Annotated in this window: 11 protein-coding genes; all 11 read left to right on the top strand. The window is 38.5% G+C overall.

All coding sequences use genetic code 11. The features are described 5' to 3' along the window. Positions 1-12: 12 nt before the first annotated feature. The 11 genes from DWV68_RS01805 to DWV68_RS01855 all read left to right on the top strand — a co-directional run bounded on the left by DWV68_RS01805 (position 13) and on the right by DWV68_RS01855 (position 18,494). Positions 13-666, top strand: coding sequence for a D-sedoheptulose-7-phosphate isomerase (locus DWV68_RS01805; protein WP_118056486.1), 654 nt, complete (start codon positions 13-15; stop codon positions 664-666). Between the two features lie 69 nt (positions 667-735). Then, on the top strand, positions 736-2,451 hold the full coding sequence (locus tag DWV68_RS01810; RefSeq protein WP_118664880.1) for a hypothetical protein: 1,716 nt from the start codon (positions 736-738) through the stop codon (positions 2,449-2,451). Positions 2,452-2,488: 37 nt separating this feature from the next. Beyond that, complete coding sequence (locus DWV68_RS01815) at positions 2,489-4,120, top strand: cytidylyltransferase domain-containing protein (protein ID WP_118056484.1); 1,632 nt, start codon at positions 2,489-2,491, stop codon at positions 4,118-4,120. Between the two features lie 79 nt (positions 4,121-4,199). Beyond that, a complete protein-coding gene (locus DWV68_RS01820; protein WP_118056483.1) occupies positions 4,200-5,213 on the top strand; it encodes an acyltransferase family protein in 1,014 nt (337 codons plus the stop codon). A 13-nt stretch (positions 5,214-5,226) separates the two neighbouring features. After that, positions 5,227-6,294 carry an N-acetylneuraminate synthase family protein gene (locus tag DWV68_RS01825; RefSeq protein WP_118056482.1) on the top strand — a complete coding sequence of 356 codons (1,068 nt, stop codon included), beginning with the start codon at positions 5,227-5,229 and terminating at the stop codon, positions 6,292-6,294. Positions 6,295-6,392: 98 nt separating this feature from the next. After that, positions 6,393-7,526 carry an AAA family ATPase gene (locus DWV68_RS01830; protein ID WP_242988686.1) on the top strand — a complete coding sequence of 378 codons (1,134 nt, stop codon included), beginning with the start codon at positions 6,393-6,395 and terminating at the stop codon, positions 7,524-7,526. Continuing rightward, positions 7,516-8,295: a hypothetical protein gene (locus tag DWV68_RS01835; protein WP_118056481.1), complete on the top strand. Its 780-nt coding sequence runs from the start codon at positions 7,516-7,518 to the stop codon at positions 8,293-8,295. The genes DWV68_RS01830 and DWV68_RS01835 overlap by 11 nt, the downstream gene beginning before the upstream one ends. Positions 8,296-8,367: 72 nt before the next feature. Then, a complete protein-coding gene (locus DWV68_RS01840; RefSeq protein WP_118664882.1) occupies positions 8,368-10,620 on the top strand; it encodes a transglutaminase domain-containing protein in 2,253 nt (750 codons plus the stop codon). Positions 10,621-10,805: 185 nt separating this feature from the next. Then, positions 10,806-12,671, top strand: coding sequence for a hypothetical protein (locus DWV68_RS01845; protein WP_118056479.1), 1,866 nt, complete (start codon positions 10,806-10,808; stop codon positions 12,669-12,671). Between the two features lie 72 nt (positions 12,672-12,743). Next, entirely contained in the window at positions 12,744-15,953 is a 3,210-nt protein-coding gene (locus DWV68_RS01850; protein ID WP_118056478.1) for an N-acetylmuramoyl-L-alanine amidase, read from the top strand. Positions 15,954-16,055: 102 nt separating this feature from the next. Further along, entirely contained in the window at positions 16,056-18,494 is a 2,439-nt protein-coding gene (locus DWV68_RS01855; RefSeq protein ID WP_118056477.1) for a glycosyltransferase family 2 protein, read from the top strand. Positions 18,495-18,551 lie beyond the last annotated feature (57 nt).

Genomic DNA, 18,551 nt, shown 5'->3' on the forward strand with positions numbered 1-18,551 from the left:
TGAAGGAGAAATATGAGACATTTAGAAAAAAAATTAGGGAAACATATTGATTTGTTAATACAGCGATATCCTGTTTTAGAGTTGTGCAGGCAGGATATAATAGATGGTTATTTAGTTATGGAGGAGGCTTATGAAAATAACCATAAGCTTTTGATTGCAGGCAATGGTGGCTCGGCTGCTGATTCAGAACATATTGCGGGAGAGCTTATGAAACGTTTTAAAACTCCGCGAAAAGTATCAGCAGAATTTGCCAAGAAACTTTGTGAGGTGGATTCAGAGAGAGGACCATCTTTAGCTGAAAATCTGGAATGTGGTCTGATGGCTATTCCACTTGTTGCACATGAAGCACTTACTACTGCGTATATTAATGATGTGGATGGACTTGGTGTATTTGCACAGCAATTATTCGGATATGGAAGAGAAGGGGATGTTTTTCTTGGAATTTCTACATCAGGGAATAGTAAAAATATTATAAGTGCAACTGTTGTTGCAAGAGCATTGGGAATTAAGATTGTTGGACTTACGGGGGCAAAAGGTGGAGAACTTGCAAGTGTTTCGGATGTGGTAGTAAAAGTTCCAGAGACAGAAACCTATATGATTCAAGAACTGCATTTACCGGTATACCATTGCTGGTGCTTGATGTTGGAGGAACATTTTTTTGGATAGTTATGTTTGTTATAAAAAAGGGTTCAAGTACGAAATTAAAAAGTAAGTTTGTAAGGAAGGAAATATGACATGAGGGAAAAAGTTGTGAATAGTGCAGACTTTATTGTAAAAATATTGTCTGTTCTTGTATCAGTATACTTTGTCAGTTCATTAGTATATAGAAATATATATATATGTGTTTCACTGGACCTGTTAATGTATCTAATGTCAGCTATTGTAATTGTAGATTATGTAATGTATGCACTTGATACATATAAAATAAATTATGCAGAAAATAAAATAATAAGAGGATGTATATGGACGATAACAGCCTGTGTATGTAATGTAAAAATATTGGCAATATTATTTGCTGTTTCATTGCTATTTTGGCTTTATATATCCAATGAAAAAAGAAGAAAATTTGATTTTTCGTTTACATTTATGGTGGCATGTTTTGGCATGGAAATCATTAGCGTTATTGATATAATGTATGATTGCGAATATAGACATGGCGCAAAAATGCTGAATAGCTCGCTGGCAGTAGATATTTTGACAGTAATATCAGTATTGATGTATATATATTCAGACAAGATATTTACATGGATGGCAAAATTACCGGCAATTGAAAGAATGACAAATTATAATAGTGTGAATTTTAATGAGGAAACACTTTGGCAGAAGAGGATGACATATGTTGGAGTAATACTTATTGGGTTATTATTGGGATTACATACGTATAATTCTTTTGTCATTAATAAAGATATTTCGAGAATATTTATATTATCATTGATGATGATACTACAAATTGTAATTGTGTATTTTTTATATGACAAGATATGCAGTGACCTAGGCAGAACAGTCAATCTGTTTATAGCAGTAATTACGGTTTGCTTGCCATATATTAATTGTAAAAATTACAGTTTGAAAATGTCTCTTATATATTGTTCAGCGTTTGCAATTTGGTATTGCTGTTTCAAGTTTATAAAGAATAAGAAATGGAGTTGGATAATTGCTACAGTTTTGGCGATTTGTGCGGTTGCTTTTTTGGTTGTAAATGGTTATTATATTATCCCTTTCATAAATGTTGGCATCGGGATTCTTTTGGGAAAGATATTTAAAAAGAAGGAATGTTATTTAATTATTTTATGCATTATATTGATAATATGTGGTCAGGTGTTGTTTGATTATAAATATATAACACCAATGAAAGAATATGATGAAGTAATTAATACTTGCTATGATATCAATGAAAAAGTGGATGTTGACATGTTTTATGTGGGAGAAGATTCTCATATGATAAAGATGTTAAAAGATGGAGATATAACATTTAATTCAACAACCTGCGATAATATAACGGAAAGTGGAGTGATTATATTTGATGCCGCTATTCCAGAAAAATATATTATACATAAATATGTTGTGTTAGAAGACAATCAATTTATTGTTTGCTTTAACGATGAAAGTTTAGCGGAAAATTATCAAAATATGGGAGGAAAATATTCGAAGAAAGAATGTGATGCTCAATTGAATATAGACTATAAGCAGAAAACACACATGGCAGAAGTAACAGTCTCAAATGTAACGGAAGGGTATCATGACCTATCTGTGGCAGTCTGGAAAGGTAATGAGGAGCCAATATGGTATAATTTTGTGGATCATGGAGATGGACAGTTTCAAGTTAATGTAAATTTGAAAAAATATAAGGAAAATGAAAGGATTAATTTTCATATATATGGGACATTTGAACAGGAAGACCCAAATATTATAATAGGAAGTGACTATTTAATCCCAGCGATTGAACAATAATCAGAAGTATAACAATAACAACAGAGAGGATAAGATAATGGTCTTGGCAGTAATACCGGCTCGTGGCGGCTCAAAAGGAATACCACGGAAAAATGTCCGTTTGATGAATGGAAAACCACTTATTTATTATGCAATTCATAATGCAAAGAATTGTCCAAGCATTGATGATGTTGTAGTTTCATCTGATGATGAAGAGATTTTGAAAATAGCTTCTTCTTATGGTGTAGAGACCATGACCAGAGATAGTGAACTGGCAAAGGATGCCGTGACATTAGACCCGGTTATCTATGATGCAGTCTGCACCATGGAAAAGAAGAAAGGGATTCAGTATGATGTGGTAATTACCTTACAGGTAACATCACCGTTACTTTCTTCTGATACCTTGGACAAGGCTTTGGAAAGCTTTTTGGCTTCTTCCGATGATACTTATATCAGTGTGGTAAATAAGCCGCATTTATCATGGACGAAGAAGGATGGCTGCTATGTACCGAATTATGAGAAACGTCTGAACCGTCAGCAGTTACCGCCGAACTATCTTGAGACAGGTGCATTTCTGATTACAAGAAGAGAATGTATGGAGGTAAACAGCCGTATTGGAAAGAAGGTTTCTGTCTATGAGATGCCGGAGCGTGAGGCGGTGGATATTGATGCAGCTTCCGACTGGGTATTGTGTGAGCATGAACTAAAAAAGAAACGGATTATTCTTCGGGCAGACGGATACAAAGAGCTAGGAATGGGACATATTTATCACTGCCTGACACTGGCATATAATCTGACCGGACAGGAGCTTCTCTTTGTAACAAAAGAGCAGCATGAGCCGGGACTGAAGAAACTGCAGGAAGCAAATATGCCGGTACATACCATTAAGAGTGACGAAGAATTCTTGGAATTCGTGCAGGAATGGAAGCCGGATGTAGTAGTAAATGACTGCCTGAATACCAAAGCAGATTATATCAAAGAATTAAAGAAATATGTAAAACGTGTCGTAACGATAGAAGATCTTGGTGAGGGAGCCGATTATGCGGATGCAGTGATTAATGCTCTGTATGAAGATCATACCAGAGGAGATAATTATTACTGGGGATCCAATTATGTATGTCTTCGGGATGAATTTTTCTGTGCCACACCATCCGTATTTCATGAACAGGTGCAGAATATAGTGGTTATCTTCGGTGGAACAGACCCTTCGAACTTTACCAAGAGAATCTATGAGATGGCAAAGCGGATCCATAAGGATTATCCGGAGATTAAATTCCATTTTGCACTGGGCGTAGGGTATGACCAGAAAGCAAATCAGATTGAGACAGATGAGACAGCAGGCATCTATGTAGAGCAGAATTTAAAACACATCAGCGACCTTTTTGGCAAGGCAGACCTGGCATTTACTTCTCAGGGCAGAACCGTCTATGAGCTTGCCACCATGGGCGTACCTGCAGTGGTTATGGCTCAGAATGAGCGTGAGATGAAGCACACCTTTGCACAGATGAACAACGGTTTCTTAAATCTTGGACTTGGAATCAACGTGGCAGATGAAACCATTGAGACAACCTTTCGCTGGCTGGTTGAGACACCGCAGATTCGAAAGGAAATGCAAAGCCTGATGATGCGTCATGACCTGAAGTCCGGTATTAAGAGGGTAATTGGATTGATTTTGGAGGACGAAGAATAGATTTTGGTAGCAAGAGTGAGACCATTGAGACTAAAAATGAGACCATTGAGACCAAAGTGAGACTAATTGGAGAACAAATATGCAGAAGAACATAGCATGGCTTTCGAGCCTGCGTGGAATAGGCTGCCTCTTCGTACTGGCGGCACATCTTGGCGCAAGCTCGACAAATTATGGAATGTATTTTAACGGCTGTGGCAAAATAGGTGTCTGGCTGTTTATGATTTTCAGTGGATTCTGGTTTCTGTATCCGCTCTGCCAGAGGCAGCAGGCTTTGAAGGGGCGGAATCTTATGGGCTATTATGGCAAGAAAATCATCCGGATTATGATACCATATCTGGCAGTTCTGTTGATTTCCATGGGACTGGGATTTATTCCGGATGGAAAGGAACTGGTGCGGCATTTGTTGCTGATAGATGGATTTGGGCATTTCTGGTATATGCCGGTTATTATGAAATTTTTCCTGATTGCACCGCTGTTCTGGCTGTTGCAGCAGATGATAAGGAATAAAAAATGGCTGTTTGCAATAATCGCAGGAATTGGCATTGCACTGTCAGTAGTATTTCCGTTTACCACATACACAGAAAATTCCACGCAGTTGCGGTGGTATGTTCCGGTATTTTTAATGGGAATGCTTCTTGCAATTATCTGGGACTTCTGGAATAACTGGAAGGAAAACAGCGTAGGAGCAGATGTAATTGTACTGGTGTTGGCAGTAATATTATTTTCCTTTACACCATGGTTCCGGCAGAAACTGTGGGGAATCGAGCCATCTGCTTATCTGCAGAATAAATATCTGCTGATGGGGGGATTGTGGTGCCTTATTATTCTTGGAATCGTAAAAGGAAAAATATGGAAAGCATGGCTTAATAAGAGCCGCATCCTGCAATGGATTGGAGAAATCAGCTTTCCGCTGTACCTCATTCATTTCCCAATCTTAATGCGGTTAAATACTACGGAAATGGGATGGACGAAAAAAGTGATTATTGTATTGGTTACAAGTATTTTACTGGCGGCAATTCTCCATTGGGGCGTGGAAAAGCCATGCATCACATTGGCAAAGAAACTGACAGAATATAAAAAGTCAGAGAAGTAAAGGAGAAATGAATATGAGTAAAATTATAGAACGTGCTCTGACACATAAAGCAGTACTGATTGCAGAGATTGGTGTAAATTATTATGACATTGCAAAGAAAATGAACATTTCCAATATGGAAGCTGCGAAGTTAATGATCAAGAAAGCCAAGGATGCCGGAATCCATGCAGTAAAATTCCAGACCTATAAAGCTGATACGCTGGCAGCAAAGGATTCTCCTTCTTACTGGGATACCACGGAAGAGACAACAACATCCCAGCATGAGTTATTTCAGAAATTTGACCAGTTTGGCGAAAAAGAATATCAGGAGCTGAAGGATTACAGCGACGAAATCGGCATTGAATTTTTATCCACTGCATTTGACATCGAATCTGCAGATTATCTCGATAAGATGATGGATGTCTATAAAATATCTTCATCAGATATGAACAACCTTCCGTTTGTGGAATATCAGGCAAAGAAAAATAAACCAATGCTTATTTCTGTAGGCGCAGCCAATGAGGATGAGATTGACCGCATGATAGCAACAGTCCGTAAGGTAAATAACCAACCGCTTTGCATCCTGCATTGCGTACTGGAATATCCGACTCCGTATGAGCATGCCAACTTAAATAAGATAGCAAGCCTGAAAGAAAAGTATAAGGATCTGATTATCGGATATTCAGACCATACGAAGCCAGATGCCTGCGCAGATGTAATCAAAACAGCGTACAATCTGGGCGCAGTAGTGATAGAGAAGCATTTTACCCTGGACAAGACCTTAAAGGGAAATGACCACTATCATGCTATGGATCCGGATGATGCAAGAAAGATTCTTGCTGGACTGGAATTTATTGATACCATTCGTGGCAAAGGTGATTTATGCTGCTTAGAGACAGAGCAGACTGCCAGAAAGAATGCGAGACGTTCGTTGGTAACAACCTGCGATATTGCAAAAGGAACCGTAATCACAAGAGAAATGCTGACCTTCAAGAGACCGGGAACTGGAATTTCTCCGGAACGGATGGAAGAAATTATCGGATGCACGCTGAAGGTGGATGTGGCAGAGGATACGATTTTGAAGGATGAAATGTTAGGATAGAAAATTCTGAAATGCATAAACTACATCATAGTAACAATTTGACAGTTGCCGTATTTTTTTTACGGCAGCTATTGAAAAGGACTGAGAAGTAAGTTATTATGGATGTAATGAGAGAAAGCGAGGAATCTATGTTATTAGAATTTCACGTAAAGAATTTTAAAAATTTTAAAGACGAATTGATTTTAGATTTAAGCAGAACAAACAATTATGAATTCAGTGAAGAGGCTGTCCAGGATGGTGTTGTTAAGACCGCTTTGATTTACGGTGAGAATGCCAGCGGAAAGACAAATCTTGGTTATGCCATTTTTGACTTGATTCTTCATTTGACAGATAAGGAAAAAGCAAGTGAAGATTATTCTCCATATGCGAATTTAGAGCATCGAGGATACGTGGAATTTTATTACAAATTTCGGTTTGGTGAGCATATTCTTGAGTACAGTTACAGAAAAAGCCCAACAATGCTTCTTGTGAAAGAAGATGTAGAGATAGATGGAAAGAGAGTCATCTTTTTTGATTATAGAGCAAATAAGGGAGAAGTTCTGCTGAAAGGTGCAGAGAATCTTAATACAGATTTGGCAGAGAAAAACATTTCCTTTGTGAAATATATTGCCCGCAATACGGTTTTAGATGATAATGATGAGAATAATACGTTTGAAACTTTTATTGATTTTGTTGAGCATATGCTGATGTTCAGTTCTTTGGCAAAGAATAGTTACCAGGGATTTACAGTAGGAAGTGAAAATATTGGAGAAGGAATTATTGAGAGAGGCTATGTGAAAGAATTTCAGGAATTCCTAGCATCAGTGGGAATTAAATATGAATTGGTGGCAAAAGAGAGTGATGGAAGCAAGCGGTTATTCTGCCGGTTTGGAAAAAGGGATGTAAGCTTCTTTCGGATTGCATCAAGAGGAACCAGTTCACTGGCATTGTTCTACTATTGGCTGATTCAGATGAAAGAAGCATCCTTTGTATTTATTGATGAGTTTGATGCATTTTATCATGATACATTAGCAGAGCAGGTAGTGCGGGAGTTGTTGGCAATGGAACATACTCAGGCATTATTTACAACACACAATACTGCAATTATGACGAATGATTTGTTAAGACCGGACTGCTATATGCAGATTGTCGATGGACAGATTCGTTCTTTTGCAGATTCAACGGAGAAGGAGTTACGCAAGGCACATAATCTGAGAAAGATGTACCAGGCGGGGGCGTTTGATGGAAAATAATTGTATTGCAGTTATCTATGAGGGGAATAAGACAGAACGGATATTGATTGAGAATTTGAAGAAGATTTTCTTTTTAAACAGAGCCAATATTGTTTTTGTTGGATTTCCTGCAGGTCAGAATATTTATATGCTGTGGAAACAAATCCAGAAAGATGAGTACGAAACAGATTTAATAGAGCTGATTCGTGAATATAATAAGGATGCAGCAGAAAAACTAAAGGGATATAGCCGGGATGATTTCTCGGAGATATATCTCTTTTTCGACTATGATGGACATAATTGTAATTTGAGTGCAACAGATCCGGATGGAACTGCTGTACTGGGGGAGATGTTAGAGACCTTTGATAACGAGACAGAATTAGGAAAGTTGTATATCAATTATCCGATGGTAGAAGCAATACGGGATAATAAAAAAGAAGACTGCTGTTACAGAAGGTGCAGCGTATCTTTGGAAGAAGCAGGAAAATATAAGAATATAGTTTCAGATATGAAAGAGTTTCAGGATTTTCGGAAGTATACATATGAAGACTGGCAGTATCTGTGCCAGCAGGCAATAAAGAAAGCAAACTGTATTGTTCAGGGAAAATATGAAACTGCATCTTATAAGGAATTGTTTCAATATTTGTCACAGAAGGATATTTATCAGAGTCAGCAGAAAAATTTTGTAAGCAAAGGGGAAATAGCAATTTTAAGTTCGGTTCCGTTATTTTTGCTGGAATACTTTCCGGGAACCTTTTATGAAAAGATATTAGAGCAAGCATTGTGTTGAAAAAAGTCATCAAAACAAGTAACATGAGATTATATAAATGTGTAAACAAATAAAAAATTAAGGAGGGCACCAATGAAGAAAAAAGTGGGAAACAGATTAATTGCCTTGTTACTGGCATTATTTATGGCAGTAACCATGATGCCGGATATGGTGGTTGGGGCAGAAGAGACAGACAATGGGGTGGCTGATGAAGCACAGAAGTGTGGCTATGAGCAGCCAAAGGCCATCAATGTCGGAGAACTTGATGAGGATGAAGCAGAAGATTTACCAATAGTCAGGGCACAGTATAATGCAGCAGATGCATCTTACTGGGCAGTATATGGCTCCGACTATTATTATAGTAAGATGTCTGGTGCAGAGAAGCAGTTCTATCAGGCACTTTATGATGTGAATATGTCATTCCTTACAGGAAATAAGAGCGCCGGCTATAAGACCTTTGATTCTACGAGACATTATCATTCGGGCTTTGTTTCAATCGGCAGTCTGGATTTGGATACTGCACTGGAAGTAGCAAAAATTCTCCAGATGTCCAATCCGCAGTTCTATTTTGTAAATGATGAGATGCTTTATGGTGTGAATTCAGATGGTAAATATCAACTGGCATTAGGCGTTTACAATACCTGCTCAAATGGAAGTGCAAGAGCGGATAAGACGAATGGAATTAAAAACAAGCTGGATTCATGGATAGCATCGATTAAGAGCAAAGCGACAATTCTTGATATGGAGCAGGAAGCACATGACATTATTATGCAGAATTGCTGGTACTCTGAGAAGGGAAGCTATCATCAGAGCAGTGCCGGAGTTCTGTTAGAAGGTAAAGCAGTATGTGCCGGTTATGCGGAAACCTTTGAAATGCTTTGCAATGCAGTTGGTATTCAGACGGTATGCGTTACCAGCAGCAGTCATGAGTGGAACAAAGTAAAATTATATGGCAGATGGTATGTGGTGGACTGTACCTGGGATGATGATGCAGATGATACAACCGGAACTGCCTATAGTTATTGGTGTTTTAATGTATCCGATAATTTCAGTGATGAATATGGCAAGTGGTCGCATACAGCAGAAAGCTGGTGGAGCAGCTATAGTGTTCCGGTCTGTGAGAATGACAAAGTAATTACAGATAGAGACTATAACTATCAGGGAGTGGATTATTCGTCAGTATTTGATGTGGATTATTATTTGAAAACCTACCCGGATATTAAAGCAGCTTTCGGTGCAGATGAGAATCAGGCATTTATGCATTTTATTAACTGCGGAATGGCAGAAGGACGTCAGGGAAAATCAAGCTTTAATGTAATCTCTTATAAGAACAGGTATAAGGATTTAAGGATGGCATTTGGCAATAATTTACGCTCTTATTATTTGCATTACATATCAAATGGTAAAGCAGAAGGACGTAAGGCGACTGGTGATGTGGCGATTACGGATGGTGTCTTTGTATATAATGGAGTAGACTATTCCGCAGTATATAATTACAGCTATTATATTAAGAAGTATCCAGATATTGCAAAGGCGTTTCCAAATGATGATATCAGTACACTGGCTCATTTTGTGACATGCGGCATGAATGAAAAACGTCAGGGAAATATGAACTTTGATGTGAATTCTTATTACAATCAATATGCAGATTTACGGAGTGCGTTTGGTACAAACTGGAGAGCTTATTATCTTCATTATATACAGAATGGCAAGGCAGAGGGTCGGAAAGGAACCGGAACTAAAACTATGCAGGGAACTACTGTATACAATGGAGTAGATTATTCTGCAGTTTATAATATGAGTGATTATCTGAACAAGAATACAGATGTGAAGAAAGCTGTTGGTGGGGATGACCTTGCTGCGATTGCTCATTTTGTGAATTATGGAATGAAAGAAGGACGTCAGGCAAGCAGTAAATTTGATGTGAATTCTTATCGTATGCGCTATAAAGATTTGAGAAGTGCATTTGGTTATGATTTGGCAAGTTATTATTACCATTATATGAGTTCCGGTAAAGCAGAAGGTCGTCAGGCAACCGGAAAAGTAACAGATATTGACGGGGTTACAGTATATAATGGAGTGGATTATGCTGCAGTTTATAATTTTAATTATTATGTGGACGCAAATCCGGATATCAAGGCAGCATTTGGAAATGACGATCTGGCTGTATTGTCACACTTCGTGAATTATGGAATGAAGGAAGGCCGCCGTGGTTGTGAAGCATTTAATGTGTTGACCTACCGTGAGAAAAATGGAGACTTAAAAGCCGCATTTGGCGATGACTTGAAACAGTATTATATCCATTATATAAACTATGGTAAAAATGAAGGAAGAAAAGCAGCATAGATTGGAATGCAGATAAGAAAGGCTGTTGCACAGGCAGATGAAATTCGGCGGTGCAGCAGCTTTTTCCATTTTGTGACAAAATTCTTAAGATTTTCATAATGACAAGTAGTAATTCTTTAAAGTAGATTCATATCGTGTTACAATACAAACAGTTGTGCAGATAGAAAAATATGGAGAAAATACTTATGAGAAAAACATGGAGACGACAGCTTGCCTTGGGGCTGGCAGTGGTAACAATATGGACGGGTGGAAATGCAGAACATTTCTATGCGGGGCAGAAAAATTGTGAGACTTTGGCAATCAGTACAGAGAGGCTGACAGATACAGAACAGAAAATCAATCTGGATAAAGTCAATTATCAGTTGAAGAAAAGTGCGTATGCACCTGTTTTTGATGCGTCCTATTATGCAAAGAATAATAAGGATTTAAAAATAGCATTTGGAAATGATGAAAATGCACTTTTTCAACATTTCTTAAATTACGGAATGTCAGAAGGCCGTCAGGCAAGTGCGGAATTTAATGTAAGGTCTTATCGGAATGCTTATGCAGATTTACGACAGGCATTTGGAAATGATTTAAAGAGTTATTATCTGCATTATATGAATTGTGGTAAGAGGGAAGGACGGAAGGCAGCCGGTGTTGCAACCTTGCAGAACCCGGTTACAGTATATAATGGCGTAAATTATTCGTCTGTATATAATTACAACTACTATATCAGCAGAAATCCGGATGTTGCAAGGGCATTTCCGGATGATGATATCAGTACTCTGGCACATTTTGTGAATTATGGAATGGCAGAAGGACGCCGGGGAGCACAGAATTTTGATGTAGCATCATACCGGAATGCGTATGCAGATTTGAGACAGGCATTTGGAAATGATTGGAAAAGCTATTATCTGCATTATATGAATTGTGGTAAGAGGGAAGGAAGAAAGACAACCGGTGTCACTTCATTGCAGAATCCGGTTACAACATATAATGGGAAAGATTATGCAGCCGTATATAACTATAATTATTATATTTCAAAATATAGTGATTTAAAGAAAGCATTTGCCGGAGACGACAGAGCAGCAATCCGCCATTTCGTGGAATGCGGAATGGCAGAGGGCAGACAGGCAAGCAAAGATTTTGTATTAGGCGTGTATAAGAGCAATTACAGTGATTTAAGAGCTGCATTTGGCAATGATAATAAGAGCTATTATCTTCATTACATAGATTGTGGTAAAAAGGAAGGCAGAAATGCAGTAACGAAGATTGGTACACCGCCGAAGCCAGAACCAAATCCGGAACCGGAAGAGCCGGCAACAACGGAGGATAAGATTAAAGCAAAGGTTGCAAAAATCAGTAACGATTATGGCGTGACAGTCCTGACTGGAGATTCGGCAGGCTTCTATTGGACGGATACTTATTGTTCCGGAGAGACAGACCCGGAGACAACGCTTACATGGATTACAATGGTGGATGAACAGATGGCAAGATATCCAAAAGGTTTTTTTACAGACATGCAGGATATTACTACAGTAACCATAAAGCTGGTACATAATTTGGATGCCGGTGGAGGTTCTTTTGCAGGAGTGACAAGCAGGGAGTATGGAGATCAGATGTTTATTGCACTAAATACATCTCAGTCCTTTTTATTGTCTGATAGAACCTTTAATCATGAAATGATGCATCTGATAGAATATTATATAGAAGCAAAATCATGGAATGCTTCTACACAGCAGTATGAATCACCATTAAAAGCAACGGAAGCAATCAAACCGGATGCAGAAGTGAATAGTACAAATAATGATTATACCACATCGGACTATAACAGAGGGTGTGAAGAACAATATTATATTTCTGCTTATGCCAAGACCAATGGAAGGGAAGACCGGGCAGAAACATTCACAGATTATATGTTCCGTGCCTATAAGAAGGACTATATGATAAGGGCAGACTATCCTATCCCAAAGAAACAGCAGATTATTGCCGACTGTATCAGACAGTATTTTCCATCAGCAGCAAGCCAGCCGGCAGGCAGTCTTTCATGGGAAAAGTGGTTGCCATAATCAGATAAAGTGTTAAAATAGATAGTTAGTAAAAAGAAACAAGTAGTAAAGCAGCAAAGGAGCAAAGACAAAATGAAAAAGAAATGGAGCAGAAAAGCAGCCCTTTTGCTGGCAGCAGTAACAATTCTTACCAGTCTGCCTACAGAATATCTGTATGCAGCACAAACGCAGGAAACACAGGATACTGTAACGCCAGAAGAGCAGAGCAATGAGGAAACAGTAATAGACACAGCCCTTACCGGACAAGAGAGTATTACAGACACTGAGCAGGAAACGACAGAGGCAGTAGAAGGAACAACCGCTACAGAAGAAACTGCTGATGGAACAGAAACTGCCGGAAAGTCAGAAATAGAAACACAGAGTGCGGACACACAAAATGCAGTGACAGCAGATATATTGGCAGCAGAAGATTTACTGAATTATCTGGTATTAGATAATGCGTACATAGCAGTTGGCGGTACACAGAATGTAGTTGCCAATATCGGAAATGAAGATTTAGCTATTGGTGGTGGCAGATTACTGTATCACAGAGTATCTGATGGAGCAGCTTATGAGATGGCAGCTACAGAGACAGATGGAAACGGTCTCAGATTTTCAGAGACTTTTGCAGATGAGAGCCGTACCGGTGAATATGCACTGGATGCTATCATTTATGAAAAAGATGGTCAGGAATATCAGATTAATTTATCTGATGCAGGAATGGACGTTAGGTTTGGTGTCAATACAGAAGTAGAGACCAATCCGGATGCAGAAGTAGTAGATGAAGCGACCACAGATGTAGATATGGATGTAGTAAGCTTTGATGAAAATGGCAATCAGACATCAGAAGATTCGATTGCAGATGCCATTGCAACCCAGAAAGCAGAAGCAGCAGAATCCGGAATAAGCACAGCACGTTATAATGGAAATGTGGTTGTTGTCTTAGACCCGGGGCACGATGGAACCCATGGCGGAAGTTCTGCAAATGGATTCGTGGAAGCACAGCTGAATCTGAAAATTGCACAGTATTGTAAAGCGGAACTGGAAGAATACTATGGTGTGACTGTATATATGACGAGAGATTCTGCCTCCTGCCCGAATGGTGGGGGAGATAATAAATCCTGCCTCCAGCGGAGAGCTGATATAGCAAGAGATATGGGAGCAAATCTTTTTGTCTCTCTACATAATAATTATTCCAGTGCATCCAGTGCATCCGGTGCAGAAATCTGGTATCCGAACCAGAATTATAACCCATGGACCAGTCAGGTGGGTGGCTCTGCAGCATCCTGTATATTAGAACAGTTGACCAGCCTCGGATTAAAAGGCAGAGGGACACAGATAAGAAATGCAAATGAGGATAAATATCCGGATGGTTCGGCAGCAGATTATTATGCAGTAATCAGACACTGTAAGGAATATGGTATCCCTGGAATTATTGTAGAGCATGCTTTTATGTCTAATTCTTCAGATGCTGCTAACTTTCTTTCCAATGATGAAGGATTAAAAAAACTTGGTGTGGCAGATGCAACCGGAATTGCACAGTATTTTGGGTTAAAGAAAGAGAAACCGGAAGAATATTCAGCAGTATTTGATGCTGCATATTATGCAGACCGCTATCCTGATTTAAAGACAGCATTTGGCAATGATGACAGTGCATTATTACAGCATTTTATACAGTATGGTATGGCAGAAGGACGCCAGGGAAGTTCCCAGTTTGATGTATATTCATATAAGAATCTGTACCCTGATTTGAGGGCAGCATTTGGTAATAATTTAAAGAGTTATTATATGCACTATATTAGTAGTGGAAAGTCAGAAGGCAGAAAAGCCACAGGTGTAAATACATTACAAAAGCCGATAACGACGTACAATGGAATAGATTATTCTGCCGTATACGATTATAATTATTATCTGAAAAAGCATAGCGATTTGGCGAAGATATATACGAATGATGATATAGGATTACTTGCTCATTTTGTGAATTGTGGAATGAGTGAAGGCCGTCAGGCCAAAGACAGCTTTGATGTTTTCTCTTATCGTAATCAATATCAGGATTTGAGAGTAGCTTTTGGAAATAATTTAAAGAGCTATTATATGCATTATATTAGTAATGGTAAAGCAGAAGGAAGAAAAGCTACAGGTGTGAAATCTATTCAGAATCCAATAACAACATATAATGGAGTAGATTATTCTGCGGTATATGATTACAATTTTTATATCAAAAAATATAGTGATTTAGCAAGAATATATACAAATGATGAAGTAGGATTGCTTGCCCATTTTGTAAACTGTGGGATGGCTGAGGGACGTCAGGCAAAGGCTGATTTTGATGTTTTCTCTTACCGGAATCAGTATCAGGATTTAAGACTGGCATTTGGTAAGGACTTAAAGAGTTATTATTTTCATTATATGAATAGTGGCAAAAAAGAAAGGCGGACTGCTGCCGGTGTCAAGGTACTTCAGAATCCGGTAACAATTTACAATGGAACGGATTATTCTGCGGTATATGATTACAACTATTACAACAGTAAATACAGTGATTTGAAATCTGCTTTCAAGGGAGATGACATTGACCTTTTAGCCCATTTTGTAAATAATGGAATGAAAGAGGGACGTCAGGCAAGCAAGAAGTTTAACGTTCAGATATATAAAAACAATTACATGGATTTGCAGCAAGCGTTTGGCAATGATTTAAAGCCATATTATATGCATTATATCCAGAATGGTAAGGCAGAGGGCAGAAATGCAGAATCACAGATATATCATTCTGTAATAACAAAATCAACTACAACAGTAAATCAGATGGTAAATTATTATAATGCCAAAGCTTCTTATCCGGCATACTACGGAAATGCCAATGTTCCTGATATCAGAAGCTTTTGCCAGGTTTATTATGATGAAGCAACGGCAGAAGGAGTGGATCCGGCATTGGCATTCACCCAGGCAATGAAGGAGACTGGTTTCTTAAAATTTACCGGACAGGTAAAAATTGATCAGTTTAATTTCGCAGGAATGGGTGTAACAGATGCAAGCACGAATGGAGATTCTTATCAGAATGTAAGAGAAGGAATCCGGGCGCATGTGCAGCATTTAAAAGCGTATGCAGTAAAGAATCCAACCTTTGCGAATCCTGTTGTAGATAAACGTTACAGTTCCTGGTTTGCAGCAAACCGCTCTGGTACAGCTCCATACATCGAATGGCTTGGTATATCAGAAAATCCATCTGGATTTGGTTGGGCTACAGAAAAAGGATATGGTTATAGTATTTTAAATGATTATATGAATCAGTTATATAAATATTAATAAGAATAAAGAAGATAGGAACCGGATGGTCGTTATTTGACCATCCGGTTTATTTTTGGTACAATATAGAAAGCTATGATTTCTTTTAAAATGGAGGCAACTATGGCAGAAGTAAACTTTATAGTAGAATGTATCAGATTATATGCCCGGGAGGAAAGAACATTGATTATTCGGGGATTTTTCCCGGAAGATAATCCGGAAAACCGAACATTAAAAGTGTATCTGAATCAAAAAGAAATTCCAGTGGAATATACGATTACCAGTGGTGCAGAGGTAAGACGAAGACACTTGCAATACCGGATGAATGTAGGAGAAGAAATCACTGGAAAATTATTGTTACCGGAAGAAACTGTAGTAGATTTTAAAATATGTAGTTGCCTTGGAACAGAAGAGACAGAAGTATATCATGTTAATAAAAAACAGTTCGAGAAGATGATAAATCATCTGGATGGAAATTTGGAGATGGAACGCCTGGAAGATGGGCAATTTGTACTGACAGGATGGTGTGTGGCTGGAGAACAGACAAAGTGCCAGGCACAGGTAGATGGAAAAAATGTTCCGATAGATGTTCAGTGGAAATATCGAAAAGATGTTATGGATGTATTTCCTGAGTTAGAAGAAACGGTAAAATGCGGATTTGAAATTTATGTACCGGAACAAAATGGCAGAAAACTCAGTTTACATTTATATGCAAATGAAAAAGAAAATAAGTATATCGTGTCTCTGGATAAAGTGAGACATGGTGAAAGTGGGCATGATACAGTAAGCCTGTTTCAAAAAGGGATATGTTATTGGAAACAGTATGGTGTGAAACGTACAATACGTAAAATAATTAGAAAAATGCAGGGAAAAAAGGATACTGTATCATACGAGGATTTTCTGAAAAAATATGGTGTGAAGGAAGAAGAACTGGCTCGTCAGAGACAGGAAGTATTTGAAAATGGTCCATGTTTCTCCATTGCAGTTCCGCTGTACCAGACAAAAGAAAAATATCTGCGGGAAATGATAGAATCGGTACAGGCACAGACTTATACGAATTGGGAGCTTTGCCTTGCGGATGGAAGTGGCAGGGAGCACAGCCTCCAGCCTGTTGTCGGGGAATATATTGCAAAAGATAAACGGATTAAATATTGCCTTTTAGACAGCAACGAGGGAATTGCCGGCAATACCAATGAAGCATTGAAAATGGCAGACGGTGATTTTGTTGTGCTGACAGACCATGATGATTTACTTTCTCCGGAAGCACTGTATCAGTGTGCAAAAGCGGTACAGAAGGAGCCGCAGACAGATGTGATTTATTCGGACGAAGATAAAGTGGATATGAGTGGAAAGAAGTTTTTTGAGCCACATTTTAAATCCGATTATAATATTGATTTGTTGTGTACCATGAATTATATCTGTCATCTCTTTGTTGTTCGCAAAGATGTGATGGAGCGGGCGGGGCTATTTGAAAGCTGTTATGATGGTGCACAGGATCATGATTTTATTTTACGCTGTACCGAGAAGGCGGAGCATATCGTGCATATTCCCAAGGTGCTGTATCATTGGCGGTGTCATGCACAGTCAACCTCCGAGAATCCGGAAAGCAAGTTATATGCCTTCGAAAACGGATGCAAAGCGGTAAAAGCACATTATGACAGAATCGGAATTCCAGCAGAAGTGGAGCAGGGACCCTTCTATGGGATGTACCGTACCCATTATCTCTGGAAGGAGCAGCCGCTAGTATCTATTTTGATTCCAAATAAGGATCATGTTGCGGATTTAAAAAAATGTATGGATTCCATTGAAGAGAAATCCTCATACCGGAATTTTGAATTTATCATTGTAGAGAATAACAGTACAGAAGAAGAGACCTTCGCTTATTATAAAGAGATTGAGAAAAGGGATAATGTCAGAGTTTTATATTACAAGGAAGAGTTTAACTATTCAAGAATTAATAATTTTGGCGCAAAAGAGGCAAATGGGGAATATGTCCTGCTTCTGAACAATGATACAGAAATGATTGAACCGGACAGCATCAAAGAAATGCTGGATGTATGCATGCGTCCTGATGTTGGAATTGTGGGAGCAAAGTTAATATTTGAAGATAATACCATTCAGCATGCCGGAGTTATCATTGGATTTGGCGGTGTTGCAGGACATGCCTTTATCGGACAGGACAGAGATGATAATGGATATTTTTCAAGAATTATAAGTGTTCAGGACTTGTCAGCAGTAACGGCAGCCTGCCTGATGGTAAGACGAAGTGTATTTGATGAAGTAGAGGGCTTAAATGAAGAATTTAAGGTAGCCTTTAATGATATTGATTTTTGCCTGAAGGTAAGAAAAGCGGGCTATCTTGTAGTATATAATCCATATGCCCAGTTCTATCATTATGAGTCAAAATCCAGAGGGCAGGAGGATTCCGCAGATAAAGTAGCAAGATTCCAGCAGGAGATAGGTTTATTTGGAGAACGATGGGGAGAACTTTTAGAAAATGGAGATCCGTACTATAATCCGAATTTAACACTGGATAAAGCAGATTTTTCTTTGAAAGAGTAGCGTATTTATTGTGTTAAAGAACAAAAAGTCATATAATGACGTTAATATACAATGGAG

Origin of the sequence: Roseburia sp. AF12-17LB (assembly GCF_003479605.1) — a bacterium.
In the GTDB taxonomy this organism is placed as follows: domain Bacteria; phylum Bacillota; class Clostridia; order Lachnospirales; family Lachnospiraceae; genus Roseburia_C; species Roseburia_C amylophila.